General features: G+C 39.1%; 10 protein-coding genes. 7 read left to right on the top strand and 3 right to left on the bottom strand.

From position 1 onward, the window contains the following. Positions 1-18 precede the first annotated feature (18 nt). Complete coding sequence (locus tag AC6I5C_RS01265) at positions 19-2,067, bottom strand: M16 family metallopeptidase (protein WP_497903571.1); 2,049 nt, start codon at positions 2,065-2,067, stop codon at positions 19-21. A 17-nt stretch (positions 2,068-2,084) separates the two neighbouring features. Continuing rightward, positions 2,085-3,407 (bottom strand): M16 family metallopeptidase, encoded by a 1,323-nt coding sequence (locus tag AC6I5C_RS01260; protein WP_497903570.1) that lies wholly within the window; start codon positions 3,405-3,407, stop codon positions 2,085-2,087. A 192-nt stretch (positions 3,408-3,599) separates the two neighbouring features. Here AC6I5C_RS01260 and AC6I5C_RS01255 point away from each other — a divergent pair, with 192 nt between their 5' ends. The 7 genes from AC6I5C_RS01255 to AC6I5C_RS01225 all read left to right on the top strand — a co-directional run bounded on the left by AC6I5C_RS01255 (position 3,600) and on the right by AC6I5C_RS01225 (position 12,664). Continuing rightward, complete coding sequence (locus tag AC6I5C_RS01255; RefSeq protein WP_497903569.1) at positions 3,600-4,055, top strand: DUF4199 domain-containing protein; 456 nt, start codon at positions 3,600-3,602, stop codon at positions 4,053-4,055. Positions 4,056-4,131: 76 nt separating this feature from the next. Next, positions 4,132-4,614, top strand: coding sequence for a 50S ribosomal protein L21 (rplU, locus tag AC6I5C_RS01250; RefSeq protein WP_053976750.1), 483 nt, complete (start codon positions 4,132-4,134; stop codon positions 4,612-4,614). A gap of 25 nt (positions 4,615-4,639) precedes the next feature. After that, positions 4,640-4,900, top strand: coding sequence for a 50S ribosomal protein L27 (gene rpmA, locus AC6I5C_RS01245; RefSeq protein ID WP_053976751.1), 261 nt, complete (start codon positions 4,640-4,642; stop codon positions 4,898-4,900). Positions 4,901-5,022: 122 nt separating this feature from the next. Then, positions 5,023-6,624 (top strand): tetratricopeptide repeat protein, encoded by a 1,602-nt coding sequence (locus tag AC6I5C_RS01240; RefSeq protein ID WP_497903955.1) that lies wholly within the window; start codon positions 5,023-5,025, stop codon positions 6,622-6,624. 162 nt (positions 6,625-6,786) lie between these two features. Then, positions 6,787-9,633: a TonB-dependent receptor gene (locus tag AC6I5C_RS01235; protein ID WP_497903568.1), complete on the top strand. Its 2,847-nt coding sequence runs from the start codon at positions 6,787-6,789 to the stop codon at positions 9,631-9,633. Positions 9,634-9,636: 3 nt separating this feature from the next. Further along, the gene (locus AC6I5C_RS01230; RefSeq protein WP_497903567.1) at positions 9,637-10,650 is read left to right on the top strand and encodes a phytase; all 1,014 of its coding nucleotides are present in this window, start codon (positions 9,637-9,639) and stop codon (positions 10,648-10,650) included. A 121-nt stretch (positions 10,651-10,771) separates the two neighbouring features. Then, a complete protein-coding gene (locus AC6I5C_RS01225; RefSeq protein ID WP_497903566.1) occupies positions 10,772-12,664 on the top strand; it encodes a M61 family metallopeptidase in 1,893 nt (630 codons plus the stop codon). Between the two features lie 45 nt (positions 12,665-12,709). Here the strand turns inward: AC6I5C_RS01225 and bglX are convergent, their stop codons facing one another. Beyond that, positions 12,710-15,019 (bottom strand): beta-glucosidase BglX, encoded by a 2,310-nt coding sequence (gene bglX / locus AC6I5C_RS01220; RefSeq protein ID WP_497903565.1) that lies wholly within the window; start codon positions 15,017-15,019, stop codon positions 12,710-12,712. Positions 15,020-15,022: the final 3 nt, after the last annotated feature.

The following is a 15,022-nucleotide window of genomic DNA, read 5'->3' as shown; positions in this document are numbered from 1 at the left end:
CATGTTAATCCTTGTTTCTTATTTGAAATCGGCATCACTAACACCTTCGTTTACTTTGATTTCTTTTACTGTGAAATCGAAACGACGTGGACCAAATGTTTGACCAATAGTGAATGGGAACTTAACTCCAGCTACTTCTTGGTAGTTGGTATAGAAAGTAGATTGAACACCCATTGGGGTTGTTTTTTCTTCTTTAATTTTTAATCCAGATTCTACACTGTAGAAGATAGCAGTTTCAGCGTCAACTTTAATTTTATAAGCTTTTTCGCCATCAACTACTTCAATTTTTTCCAAAGTAACACCACCGTTTAGGTAGTTTACTTCTGGGAAAGGAGATGATTCTACTTGAACAGCTTTAACTTGCTCTTCGTTCATGTCAATTTTTTGACCTTGAGCAGAAGAGTAACCAGAATTACCGTCTAAAACTTGTTTTTGGGATTGTCCCATCATGGTGATTTCTTGAAGGAATTGGTTTTTTACCGTTTTTTTCATTTCAAGGTTCATAACCATTCCTGGTTGCAATTCAGCTTCAGCAGACATGTATACAGAGTTTACGGCGTCCAATTTAGCCTGACCTCCAATAGCAGCGATATAAGCGTTCAATACCTTGTTGGCATCCATATCAGCAGGCATTGGGATTTCGTAAACCGGCTTTTCGGTAGGCTTTGCATAAGTGTCATAATATTTAATAGGAAATCCTGTTTTTTCAAGGTTTTCCAATACGTCGCTTCCTTTTCCAACTACAATTACACGTGAATTTTCTGTAGCAAAGTGCTTGTTGGCAGCATTGGTAATGTCCTGAACAGTTACATTGTTAACACGCTCCAAATAAGTTTCGTAATAGTTCTCTGGAAGGTTATTCAATTTAATGTTAAGGGCATACTCAGCAACAGTAGAAGGGTTTTCCAAGTTCATTACAAAGGAACCGATGTATTTAGCTTTTGCATTTTTAAGTGCTTCTGCATCTACAGGTTCTGTTTTGATACGGTTGATTTCTTTTAAAGCTTCTACGATAGAGCTATCTGTTACGGTATTTCTAACTTTAGCAGAAGCGTTAAAACGTGATGTTTTGTATCTGCTAGATCCAATGCTTGAGTAAGCGCCATAAGTATATCCATGAGCTTCACGTAGGTTCATGAACAAATAACCTTCACCGCCACCACCAAGGATGTAGTTGGCTAATTTTGTTGCAAGGTAGTCTTCGTCATTCATTTTCAAATCTACATTGTTGGTCACAGAAATGTTAGATTGTACAGCATTTGGCATGTCGATGAAATCAATCTCAGTTGTAGCTACGTTAGCTTTTGGTGCAGGTACAGCAGTAGTGATTTCTTGACCTTTTTCCCATTTTCCAAAGTACTTTTTGATTTGCTTTTTAACGTCTTTAACTTTTACATCTCCAACTACTACAATATAAGCGTGGTTTGGAGTAAAATATTTGTTGTAAAAAGCCTTAACGTCATCAAGAGTTACGTTGTTCAAAGTTTCCTCTGTCATGAACTCTCCATAAGCGTTATCCAAACCGTAAGATAAAGCACCACCAACACGACCAGCAATGGCGTCAACACTTTTTTCACTAGATTTTAGGCCTTCCAAAGCTTTTGCTTTCTCTTTTTCAAACTCTTCTTGAGTCAATAATGGGTTGATTGCAGCATCTGCCATCAATTCCAAAATTCTTTCAGAGTATTGAGACAAAGAGCTTCCGTAAGCACTTTGTGAGCTAAACCCTAGACGCGCTCCCAAGAAGTCTATTTCTTCGTTAAAGGCATCTTTAGAGATGGTAGTTGTCCCGTTTCCTAACATAGATCCCAATAAACTGGATACGCCAGCTTTGTCGCCTTCAATGATAGGCTTGTTATCTATTTGAAGTGAATAAGATACTCTTGGCAATTTGTGGTTTTCTACCACAAGCACCTTGATACCGTTTTTTAGTTCAAATTCATTTGGTTTTTCGAGGGTGATTTTTGGAGCTGGCCCCGCTTCTGGTTGTTTTGATCTGTCAATTTGTGCAGTGGCACCTAAAGACATTAAAAACAAGACTAATAAAGTTGATATTTTTGCTTTCATCTGTGAAATTTATGTTTTTAGTTGTTGCTTTTTTCTTCTGGTAAGTACTCTAATAACAAACGTTGGTTAGGGTTTAGGTACTTTTTAGCAACGGCTTGAATGTCTTCTCTAGTAATAGATCTGTAGATATCAATCTCATTATTAATAAGGTTGGTATCTCCATAAAGCATGTAGTATCTTGCTAAAGAATTGGCAATACCTTCAACATTTGAGTTGGCATTTACAAATTGATTTTCGAATTGGTTGAGAAGTTTTTGGTAGTCACGCTCAGAAATTAGGTTGCTCTGTAGGTTCACAATTTCCTCGTCGATTTCTTTGATGATCGCATCAAGAGTTACATCTCCTAAAGGTAATCCTAGCAAGATATAAGCACTGTAGTCTTCTTGGCTAAAGTTGAAAGCAGCTACTTCCAAAGCCATTTTTTTCTCGTCTACAATCTTTTTGTACAATTTTGAAGATTTTCCTCCACTTAAATAAGTTGAAATCATATCCAAAACATAAGCGTCTCTATCTTTAAAAGAAGGTGTTCTATAAGCAGCAATGATCGCTGGGATTTGAATGTTTGGATCGTAAGCTTTAGCGTGGATGGTCTCTGTGATAGGATCTTCTTTAGGAAGGTTTCTAACCACATCTTCTCCCCGTGGAATTGTTCCAAAGTAGTTTTCGATCATGGTTTTAACTTCTGCTTTGTTGAAGTCTCCAGCTACAACCAAAACAGCATTGTTAGGTACATAGAACTTTGCGTTGAAATCTTGGAACTCTTCCAAAGTGGCAGCATCCAAGTGCTCCATTTTACCAATGGTAGTCCAACGGTATGGGTGCTTTTTGAATAGGTTTACCTTTACATTTTCCAAAAACTTACCGTAAGGGCTGTTGTCTACACGCATGCGCTTTTCTTCCTTAACAACTTCGTTTTGGGTGTCTACGCCAATTTGGTTGATTACTGGGTGCATTAAACGCTCAGACTCCAACCATAATCCAAGCTCTACTTGGTTGGAAGGGAATACTTCGTAGTAATATGTACGGTCATCTGTAGTGTTGGCGTTGTTTTTTCCACCGTTGGCAGCAACGATTTTGAAAAATTCTCCTCTATCGATGTTTTCGGTTCCTTCAAACAACAAGTGTTCGAAAAAGTGGGCAAATCCAGTACGGTCTGGATTTTCGTCTTTAGCTCCAACATGGTACATAACAGAGGTAGTTACTACTGGAGCAGAATTATCTTGATGTAAGATGACGTGCATCCCGTTATCTAAGTCATACTCTTCAAATTCAACTTTTTGTGCCATGGTCAAATTACCAATAAGCAACAAAGAAGCTAAAGAAAATAAGCCTTTTTTCATTGTGCGTTTTTTAGTTTTAAAATTATAAGTTTCAATGTAAGTCTAACGTGGGTTGAAAATGTTACACTCCTTGCAAAAATAGAAATCAAAGTTGGCTTTGTATAGCAATTATGTAAAAAGTATTATAAAAATTATATTAATACATAAATTTTCACGAAATTTAAAGGTGGTTGATTTTTAATGGATTGGATTATGAAGACACCTTTTTCTGTTTCCGTAAAATTCGGAATTATTATTGCGGTTGGTTTGACGGCTTATTTTTTATTGGTACGCCTGGTTGGGCTACATCAAAATCCTTGGCTGCGACTTTTTAACGGGATTATTATGGCTGCTGGCATTTACTACGCTATTAAAAACTACAAACTTGCCTCAGAAGAAGCTTTTACCTATATAGATGGTTTTAAAACCGGGTTGATGTCAGGGGTTGTAGGGACTCTAATTTTTACTGGTTTTATGGCGGTTTACATGTATCATATAGATCCTGAATTTACAAAATACCTGCTCGGAGAATGGTTTGCGAACTACGGTGCAGGGCCTGGAATTCTGGTGTTTATCATTCTAATAGAAGGCCTAACTTCAAGTATTGTTCTTACCTTATCCTTCATGCAAATCTTCAAAAAAAGCTATAATACGCCTCAAAACGTATAAAAGGTTTGTAGATTAATTATTTAGGAGTATATTTGCACTCATTTTTTAATAAACATTTTAATTTAAACGTAACGCTATGTACGCAATTGTAGAGATAGCAGGGCAACAATTTAAAGTTGAAAAAGACCAAAAAGTGTTTGTTCACCGTTTAGCTACTGAAGAAGGAGATGCAGTATCTTTTGATAATGTACTTCTAATTGGTGACGGAAAGAACATTACTGTTGGCGCCCCAGCTATAGACGGAGCTCAAGTAGGAGCAAAAGTTTTAAAGCACCTTAAAGGTGATAAAGTAATCGTTTTCAAAAAGAAACGTAGAAAAGGTTACCGTGTTAAGAATGGTCACAGACAAGCTTTAACAGAGATTGTTATTGAAAGTATCGTTGCTTCTGGTGCTAAGCCAGCTGCAAAAGCTGAGAAAAAAGTAGCAGCTCCTAAGGCTGAAGCGTCTCAAGATTTAAGCGCTTTAACTGTTGCTGAATTAAGAGAAATGGCGAAAGCAAAAGACGTTTCAGGATATTCTACTATGAAGAAAGCTGAATTAATCGCTGCTTTAAGTTAATAACAAAACATAAAATCGAAATAAAATGGCACATAAAAAAGGAGTCGGAAGTTCGAAAAACGGTAGAGAATCAGAATCGAAACGCTTAGGTGTTAAGATTTTTGGTGGTCAAGCTGCTGTAGCTGGAAACATTATCGTTAGACAAAGAGGTACTGCACACAATCCTGGTGAGAATGTGTATGCTGGAAAAGACCACACTTTACATGCTAAAGTAGATGGTATCGTTAAATTTGAGAAAAGAAAAGGTGGAAAATCTTTTGTTTCTATTGAGCCTTTCGAAGCTTAAGAAACAATTCTCATATATTCTAAAAAATCCCTACCTATTACAGGTGGGGATTTTTGTTTGCAGTCATTTAACATTGGCATCAACATTAAGTAACATGCAAACCGTTCCTTTGGTTGTTTTACATGTTAATGATGATGAAAATTGCCAAAGCCCTTCCTTCAATTACCAATATCTTTATACTTTATTTCTTTTTGGGTTGTCAGGTACATGCCCAAGAAAGTAGCCTCAAAAATCACTTTGTAGATTCTATTTTTAAGGATTTTAAAACACAACTCCAGAAATCAGAAAATCTTCAGGACGAATTAGGAATTGTAAAGGCCCATATTAAAATGGCCGATTTTTATGGAAGTTTAGGAATTGCCAATGAAGCCTTGAAGCACTATCACGAAGCTTTGGAGGTTCAAACTACTCAAGATACCTTATCAGTATACATAAATAACAAATTGGGGGCGTTGCATTTGTCCTTAAAAAAGTACGGACCTTCCAAAATTCATTTAGGTGAAAGCTTAAATCTAGCAGAGGCCCTGCAATTTGAAAAAGGAAAAGCTACAGCGATAGGTTTGTTGGGTGGTGTGGCCGAAAAGGAGTCCGATTACGATAAGGCTTTGGGGTATCAGCAGCAGAGTCTTGTCTTATTTGAGAAGTTAGGTGACAGTACAGGGTTGGCGGTTACCTTTGAAAATATGGGAAGTATTTATGAGGATCTGGAAGATTTTGACAAAGCCTATGAATTTTTTACGAAAGCAAGGAATTATGCACTTCATAGTCCTTTGAGTGTTCAGGTGAACATTATCAATAACCTAGGGGATATCAAACGAAAAAACGGAGAGTTTGAAAAGGGGATGGAGTATACCCAACAGGCTTTGGAGTTGGCCAAAAGTACAGGCAATACCCATCAAGAGGAAAGTGCCTTGAAGGATATGGCTAAAGTGTATGCGGAACTCGGCAATTTCCAACAGGCCTTTGAATTTATGGAAGCCCATGCCGATCTGAACAAACAAGAAATCCAACGTAAAAATACAGAGCAGGTTGGAGCGCTTCAGGTGCTGTACGAAGTGAAGGAAAAGGAAGCGCAAGTGGCTCTGTTGAATCAACGAAATGAAATCCAAAGCATTCGACAAAATATTATGACCCTCACGAGTGTTTTTATTCTCTTGGGACTTTCAGGATGGTTTATCTATTTCAAAAAGAAGAAGCAACAAGAAGCTAAAATAAGTGTATACAAGCAACAGATTTTACAGGCCGATTTAGACAGAAAAACAGCGGAGGAAGCTTCCTTGCAAAGGGAAATAGAATTTAAACTTTCGGCATTAACCAACTATAGCTTGCATTTGTCCAATAAAAATAAAATGTTGGAAAACATTTCCCGAACCCTGTCTAATTTAAAAGGAAGGAACCAAACAATGGTGGCTTCGAAGTTGGAAGCTTTGGTAAAGGAAATTGATTTTGATCTCTCCAAAGAAAATGAGTGGACGGAATTCACAGGGTATTTTGAACAGATCCATCCACAATTTTTCCAAGGTTTGAATGCTTTTGCCGTTGAACCATTATCACCTGCCGAATTGCGTTTATGTATGCTGTTGCGCCTAAATTTGTCTTCAAAGGAAATAGCCTCCATTTTAAGGATAACTCCTGACAGTGTGAGAATAGCACGGTATAGAATGCGTAAAAAATTATCCTTAGATTCCAAAGACGATTTACAGGCATTTCTCTTACAACTCTAATGAGTTTTCCTAAGGTTTACCCGTATGTTACCACAATGTTAATGTTGCCTTGTTATATAGCCTAAAACCAGAGGGTTGTTACATTTTGTTAACGCTAATTTCAGCTCCAATCCAAGCTCTAAATATAGTTTTGCTCTCAACTAATCTATATAACAAACAGAAATGAAACTACTCAAAAGTTTATTTATTTGGTGTCTTTTAGTATTTGGTTCAAATGCGCTTTTGGCACAAAATGGTATTATCCGCGGGGTCATTACAGATGACAATGGATTGAGCGTCCCAGGAGCCACCGTGGCAATTGACAGTTTAAAAAAGGGAGCTGTTTCCGATTTTGACGGAGCCTATACCCTTTTGGAAGTTCCTGAGGGAACCCATACTGTAACGGTGAAATATTTGGGATATTCCGATATCAGCAAAGAGGCCACTGTTGTTCCTGGTGGAACCGTGATTCTTGATTTTACCTTAACCTCTAAAAATACAGAATTGGATGAGGTATTGGTAACAGGGTACGGTTTAAGTGGTCAAGCAAGAGCCTTGAACACCCAGAAGAACAAAACCAACATTACCAATATTGTATCTACCGACCAGATTGGGAAATTTCCAGATGCCAACATTGGGGATGCTGTAAAGCGTATTCCTGGTATCACGATGCAGGTAGACCAAGGGGAAGCGCGAAATATTATTGTAAGAGGTTTGTCGCCGCAATTGAACTCTGTAACCTTAAACGGAAGTAGAATTCCTTCGGCAGAGGGTGACAATAGAAATGTACAAATGGACTTGATTCCTTCGGACATGATCCAAACTATTGAGGTAAACAAGGCTGTAACCCCTGATATGGATGGAGATGCTTTGGGTGGATCGGTGAACTTGATTACAAGATCTTCGCCGCAAGGGTTCAGATTGTCAGCTACTGCTGGATCGGGTATCAACTTCATTACCGATAAAAGAATTCTAAACGGGTCCTTTTTGGTGGGAGACCGTTCTAAAAACGACAAATTTGGTTGGATGGTAGCTGCCTCTATCAACGACAATGATTTTGGAAGTGATAACGTGGAAGCAGAGTGGGAAGATGAATTTGAATTCAACAATGGTGATGAGGATAACTTGGAAGAAGTAGAGGTAAACCCTTATGCCAGTGTATTTGAAATTAGAGAGTATTTGGTACAGCGTGTTCGTAGAAGTTTCTCTGCCAATTTTGACTATAAATTAGATCAAAACAACACACTTTATTTCAAGTCTATTTATAACTGGAGAGATGACCGCGAAAACAGATTCCGTTTGGAAAATGAAATTTTGGATGGAGAGGATATTGAATTGGGTGATTTCACAGTAGATAGCAATGGCAACTTAACAAACTTCCCTGTAGAGGCAAAACGTCAAACAAAAGGAGGGATCTCAGGTGGACGTAACCAAAATGCACGTTTGGAGGACCAACGTATGCAAAACTATAGCTTAAGCGGGGATCATTTGTTGAACAACTGGAAAATTGACTGGTTGGCATCGTATTCCAAAGCTTCTGAAGAGCGTCTAAACGAGCGTTATATGACTTACGAAAGTGAGTATGCCGTGACATTTAATGGAAATGAGGATAAGCCATTATTTTCTCCAGTAGATGCTGGCGATGCTGATTTCGCACTTTTCGAATTTGATGAATTATCAGAGGAAAATCAATATACGGAAGAGCAGGACATTAACTTCTTCGTAAATGCACAAGTACCGTTAAGCTTTCTTGACGGAGAGGAAGGATTCTTGAAGTTTGGTGGAAAAACCAGATTAAAGAATAAAAATAGAGAGAACGATTTTACAGAATTCAGCCCAGAAGGAAGCGACTACGATTTCTTAGGCGATGTGCCAACGAGAAACTATTCAGATTCAGATTTCTTGGCTGGTGGCCAATACCAAGTAGGGTCGTTTGTTAATCCAAACTTTTTGGGAGGTTTGAACTTATACGATACCAACCTTTTTGAAGGAGAAGATTTACCAGAGGAATACCTAACTGCCAACTTCGACGTCAATGAAAACGTGTATGCGGGGTATGCCATGATGAGCCAGAACTTTTCTAGTAAATTTAGTGTATTGTTTGGAGCTAGAATTGAACACACGGCTATTGAGAGTGAAGGGAATGAAATTATTTTTGATGAAGATGGTGATTTTGCAGGCACCAATGTACTCAAAGACAAAAACAACTACACTAATGTACTGCCAAGTGTACATTTAAAGTACGGATTTGGAGAGAATACGGTGTTAAGAGCTGCTTGGACCAACACTTTGGCGCGTCCTAACTATGTAGACTTAGTGCCTTATATGGAAGTGAACAACGAGGATGAAGAAATCTTCTTAGGAAATTCAGAACTGGATCCAACCACGTCTATGAACTTTGATGTCATGGCCGAGCACTATTTTAAATCTGTTGGAATCATCTCTGGAGGTGTGTTCTATAAAAACATCGATAAATTTGTATACACAAGACAAACGGAGGATGCTAACGGATATGAAATCTACCAGCCTTTAAATGGCGATGGCGCCAGCGTATTTGGTGCTGAGGTGTCCTTACAACGTCGTTTGGATTTCTTACCAGGCTTTGCTAAAAATTTCAACATCTATTTAAACTACACTTATTTAAAGTCGGATGCTGATGGTATTTTCAATGAAGATGGGGAAGAGCGTACAGATTTGGATTTGCCTAACACGGCTCCTAACATGTTCAACGGATCTTTGGGATATAACGGAAAGTATTTTAGTGTACGTTTGTCTGCTAACTATTCAGATTCTTATATCGATGAAATCGGAGGACGCCCATTCGAAGACCGTTACTATGATGAGCAATTATTTGTAGACTTCAATGCAACAGCTGCCATTACCAAAAACTTGAGTTTGTATGTTGATTTGAATAACATCACCAACCAACCATTACGCTACTTCCAAGGGTCAAAAGGAAGAACAATGCAGATGGAATACTATGAAAAGCGTTTAACTTTTGGATTGAAATACGATCTGTTTAAGAAATAAGGAATGAAGAATATATTAAGTTTAGTTTGTGCCTTAGCATTGATGGGGTGTAAGGAGTCTTTACCTGTGATTGCTCCAACTTTAGTAACGGAAAAAACACCACATGATAGTGACGATCCAGCTATTTGGATCAATCCAAACGATCCAGCAAAGAGCATTGTTTTTGGAACTGATAAGGATGAAACCAATGGCGGTGTGTATGCTTTTGATTTGGACGGAAAAATCATTCCAGAAAAAAGCATTGTGGGCATCAGTTATCCTAACAATGTGGATGTGGAATACGGTTTTAAGTTAAATGATTCTACAGCTACCGATATCATAGTGTTTACTGAAAGGGAGAAGCACCAAGTGCGTGTGTTTTCTGTGCCGGATATGACAGAGTTGGACAATGGTGGTTTTAAGGTGTTTGAAGATGAAACCAATGTTGAAATGAAGCGCACTATGGGAGTGTCTGTTTACAAGAATCCAGAAACAGCAGAGATATCATTTATCGTGAGCCGTAAAAACGGACCTAAAGAAGGGTATTTGCATCAATATGCTTTGGCATCCGATTCTTTGGGAGTTTCGGCTACGTTGTTGAGAAAGTTCGGGACGTTTAGTGGTCAAAAGGAAATCGAAGCCATTGCGGTAGACGATGCCTTAGGTTACGTATATTATTCCGATGAAGGTGTTGGGATTAGAAAATACCATGCCGACCCATCAAAAGGAGATGGAGAGATAGCGCTTTTTGGAGGTGAACATTTCAAGGAAGATATCGAAGGTATTGCCATTGCGGCCTATGATAATGGAGAAGGCTTCTTGATTGTGTCCAACCAACAGGACCACAGCTTTAATATTTTCAAGCGTAGCGATAACTCTTATGTAAAAACGATCAATTTGGGAACCAAGGAAACCGATGGTTGTGATGTAACCACCACGCCATTAGGAGCTAAATATCCAAAAGGTTTATTTGTATCAATGAATGATGAACAGGATTTCTTTTATCATGAACTTGGTACACTTATGTTAGCTGAATAAATATCAGCAGTTGTTTTAATTCGATGAACCCTTTCCGTTTACGGAAAGGGTTTTTTCGTGTGTAGGAATAAGTAATTGGGAATTAATGGGTATCTTTCAACACAAACTAATATTTCTCCCAATGAAACTAAAGTTATGGTGTGTCGTGGGCTTTTCGGCCTTAATGTGGTCCTGTGGAACAACTAAGGAAACTGCAAAGGTGTCTTCAGCAATAAAAGTAGCCGTAGACCTCGTAAATGTTACCAATGACCAAGTAAAGGTTACCGTAACGCCACCTGCAATAGGCAGTTCAGCGGTGACCTATTATATGGCGAAAATCATTCCGGGTACCTATGCCATAGCGGATTATGGGCGCTATATTTCTGAAGTTAAGGCTTTCGATTCCAAAGGGAATTTATTGGTAGTTACTAATAAGGATGTTAATTCTTGGGAAATCAAGGACGCCAAAAAACTACATCATATCACTTATTTGGTGGATGATACTTTTGACAATGAAGGGGTTTCCCATTTCGTTTCGGCAGACTCCGAGACCATTTTTTCTCCAGCAGGGACTAATATTTTAGCCGATAAAAACTTCGTGCTTAATATGAGTGGTTTTGTGGGGTATTTTTCTGAAATGCTGGAGTATCCTTATGAAGTAACCATAACGCACCCTGAGAATTTATTGGGAAGCAGTGCCCTAGCGGACCAAAATCCCAAAAATGATGTAGATAGTTTTTATACCTCACGCTTTGCTGAATTGGTAGATTCTCCAATTATGTATGCAGCGCTAGATGTTTCAACCTTCAATTATAATGATATGGAAGTGCTGTTGAGCGTGTATTCGCCTAAAAATACAAGCATCACATCAAAAGTCTTTTTACCGGATTTAAAAAAGATTATTGTGGCTCAAAAAAACTATATGGGAGAGGCCAACAATACCAAAAAATATGCGGTGTTAAATTATATTACATCTTTTGAAAAAGATGATGCCAAGGGTATTGGAGCCTTGGAACACAACTATTCTACGGTGGGCGTGTTCATGGAAAGCATGAACAGCAATGATCTGGTAGATGTTATTTCCCATGAGTTTTTCCATACGCTAACACCTCTGCACATCCATTCCAAGGAAATCCAATATTTCGATTTTAACGATCCTAAAATGTCGGAGCATTTATGGATGTATGAAGGCATTACAGAATATTTTGCCCAACATTTTCAGGTGTACGAAGGATTGATAGATGAGGCTGCGTTTTTAGCCAATATGATGAAAAAGATAAAAATATCCTACCGCTATAACGACCATTTGTCCTTTATCGAAATGAGCAAAAATGTTTTGGATGGTAAAATGCAGGTACAGTATGCCAATGTATACCAAAAGGGAGCGTTGATGGGCATGTGTTTGGATATTATCATTCGGGAGCAGTCCAATGGGGAGCGTAGCCTTATGGATGTCATGGCCGAATTGGCCAAAATGTATGGTCCAGGCAAAGCCTTTGATGATGAGGAGCTAATCCCTGTGTTTGTAAAACTAACGTATCCGGAAGTAGGCGAGTTTATCAACGACTACATAGTAAATGGTTCGCCTATCAATTATGATGCGTATTTGGGTAGAATGGGAATTACCCGAGCGAGAATGCCCGTGGCAGACCCTTTGGTGTTTCTTAAGGGAGGTAAGCCCTATATAGGTTTGGACCAAATTAGCGGGAAGATTATAGCTGTGGTTCCTGATGATAAAAATGCATTTTTCAATGGCATGGGAATTGAACAAGGGGATATTCTGTTGGAAATGAATGGAACCGAATTTGATAGTAGTAATCTTCAAAAAACCTTGATGATGGGTTATGATCTTCAAGAAGGAGCGCCCATGACCATAAAAGTTGAGCGCGCAGGAGAAATCATGGAACTGAAGGGCAATGTAGTCCTCAATTATTCGGAGGGAGAAGGTTATAAATTTACTGATACTTCCAAAAAAGCACTTAAAGATGCTTGGCTAAAAGGAGGGGAGTACTATAAAATAAAGGGAACACCATAACGGTATTCCCTCTAGAGTCTCCATTTAGTTAGTTATTGGAATGGATTAATTTATTGTGAATTCAGATTCTAGACCACTTGCTGAACTTCCACCAACAAACACTTTAAAATCTCCCGGCTCTACAATGTACTTCCCTTGGTTATCGTAGAAACCTAACTCTTTTTCTGTTAAAGTGAAGGTTACGGTTTGGGAAGTTCCCGGTTCTAAGGAAATCATTTCAAAACCTTTCAATTCTTTTATTGGGCGGGTAACACTTGCAAACAAATCATGGATATACAATTGCGCCACTTCTTTTCCAGAATAAGCTCCCGTATTGGTTACGGTAACTGAAACCTTTACGCTATTATTTTCAACATTCGAAACTTGTAGGTCGCCATACTCAAAAGATGTATAACTTAAGCCATATCCAAATGGGTACAAAGGCGTATTGCTTTCATCAGTATAATGCGACCAAAACACTTCCCCTGGAGAAGGCTCATTAGGTCTACCTGAGCTTTTGTGGTTGTAGTAAATTGGTACTTGTCCTACATTTCTAGGAAAGGTCATTGGCAACTTCCCACTCGGGTTATAATCACCATAAAGCACTTGGGCAATGGCATTTCCGCTTTGTGTTCCCAAATGCCAAGTTTCCAAAATGGCAGGGATGTTCTCGTTGGCCCAGTTAATTGCCAAAGGACGTCCGTTACTTAAAACCAAAACAACATTGGGGTTTGCCTTGTAAACTGCTTCCAATAATTCTTGTTGTAATGGGTCCATTTCAATATTGGCTTGGCTTCGTCCCTCACCTGTTTGCATAGCATGTTCCCCTAAAGCCATTAATACCACATCGGCATTTTTTGCAGCCGATACAGCTTCCTGTATGCCTTTTTTATTGGAGATGTTAAATTCTAACTGACGCGAAAAAGCAATGTCGTTTTCAACAAAATTGGGGCCTTGTACATAGGTGATGGTATTTCCTTTGTAAGCCTGAAGTCCTTCTAAAAGGGATACGGCTGTTCCGTTTTTTGCTCCCAATCGCCAATTTCCCAAGGGACTTGTTTTATCGTTGGCAAGTGCGCCAATGACAGCAATATTAAGACCGTCTTTTTTAAGTGGAAGCAATTGTTTGTCGTTTTTAAGAAGTACAATAGATTTTTTGGCCATGTCCAAAACTGCTTCCTTAATTTCGACACTACCCACTACATTGGCTTCGTTGGTTTCGTTGGAATATTTGTAAGGATCCTCAAATAATCCCAATTCATATTTCACCCTTAAAATACGTCTCGCAGCATCATCAATATAGGCCTCTTTCACTGAGCCATCTTTTACCAATTGCGAAAGGTGTTCTACATATAAATGAGATTCCATATCCATGTCAGAGCCTGCGTTGGCGGCAATTTTGGCAGCTTCCTTTCCGTCTTTGGCATAGCCATGGGCAATCATTTCACCAATGGAGCCCCAATCGGACACTACAAAGCCATTAAAGTTCCAATCGCCTTTTAAAATTTGGCGTTGAAGAAAAGCATCTCCAGTGGCAGGAATGCCATTGAGTTCATTAAAGGAATTCATAAAGGTTCTTGCGCCAGCATCATTGGCTGCTTTGAAAGGGGGGAGTACAACATTGTATAGTGTTGAGGTTCCTAAGTCTGCAGTATTGTAGTCTTTTCCGGATTCGGGAAATCCATAGGCAGCAAAATGCTTGGCACAGGCTGCAATGGTACTGTTGGCAGAAAGGTCATCTCCCTGAAATCCTTGTACTCTAGCAGTTGCAATTTTACTGCCAAGAAAGGGGTCTTCCCCGGCACCTTCCATTACACGTCCCCATCTGGCATCTCTAGAAATGTCTACCACTGGGGCAAAGGTCCAGTTTATTCCTGAGGCAGCTGCTTCTTTAGCGGCTACTTCGGCTGAACGTTGGATGGCTTCCAAATCCCAGCTGGCAGCTTCGGCCAATGGAATGGGACTAACCGTTTTATAGCCGTGTACCACATCAAACCCAATGATCAATGGAATTCCCAAGCGGGTTTCTTCAACCGCAATTTTTTGTAGGGCCGTCACCTCTTTGGCTCCCGTAACATTCAGCATGGAGCCTACCCATCCTTTTTTAAGGTGTTCGTATTTTAAGGCTTGATTCCCTTCGCTTGGAGTTGGGCCCGTAACCTCCCAAAACCCAGTGTATTGATTCATCTGACCAATTTTTTCTTCAAGGGTCATAAGTGAGAGAAGAGAATCTACTTTTCTTTCAATATCAGGATTGAGTCCTTGTTGAGATGCTACATTGGTATCAGCTGATTTTCCAGTGTCGTTTGTATTTCCGCAGGCACAAAAAAGTACCGCTAGGGCATAGCCCCAAACATAATTTAACCGTGTTTTCATGTG

The sequence above is a fragment of the Mangrovimonas sp. sgz306409 genome (assembly GCF_059735265.1).
This window is presented reverse-complemented; position numbering and strand designations above follow the sequence as displayed.

Coding starts and splice junctions, on each gene's coding strand:
- AC6I5C_RS01230 (WP_497903567.1), top strand. CDS start 9,637: ATGAAGAATATATTAAGTTTAGTTTGTGCCTTAGCATTGATGGGGTGT.
- AC6I5C_RS01260 (WP_497903570.1), bottom strand. CDS start 3,407: ATGAAAAAAGGCTTATTTTCTTTAGCTTCTTTGTTGCTTATTGGTAAT.
- rplU (WP_053976750.1), top strand. CDS start 4,132: ATGTACGCAATTGTAGAGATAGCAGGGCAACAATTTAAAGTTGAAAAA.
- AC6I5C_RS01240 (WP_497903955.1), top strand. CDS start 5,023: ATGTTAATGATGATGAAAATTGCCAAAGCCCTTCCTTCAATTACCAAT.
- AC6I5C_RS01235 (WP_497903568.1), top strand. CDS start 6,787: ATGAAACTACTCAAAAGTTTATTTATTTGGTGTCTTTTAGTATTTGGT.
- rpmA (WP_053976751.1), top strand. CDS start 4,640: ATGGCACATAAAAAAGGAGTCGGAAGTTCGAAAAACGGTAGAGAATCA.
- AC6I5C_RS01255 (WP_497903569.1), top strand. CDS start 3,600: ATGAAGACACCTTTTTCTGTTTCCGTAAAATTCGGAATTATTATTGCG.
- bglX (WP_497903565.1), bottom strand. CDS start 15,019: ATGAAAACACGGTTAAATTATGTTTGGGGCTATGCCCTAGCGGTACTT.
- AC6I5C_RS01225 (WP_497903566.1), top strand. CDS start 10,772: ATGAAACTAAAGTTATGGTGTGTCGTGGGCTTTTCGGCCTTAATGTGG.
- AC6I5C_RS01265 (WP_497903571.1), bottom strand. CDS start 2,067: ATGAAAGCAAAAATATCAACTTTATTAGTCTTGTTTTTAATGTCTTTA.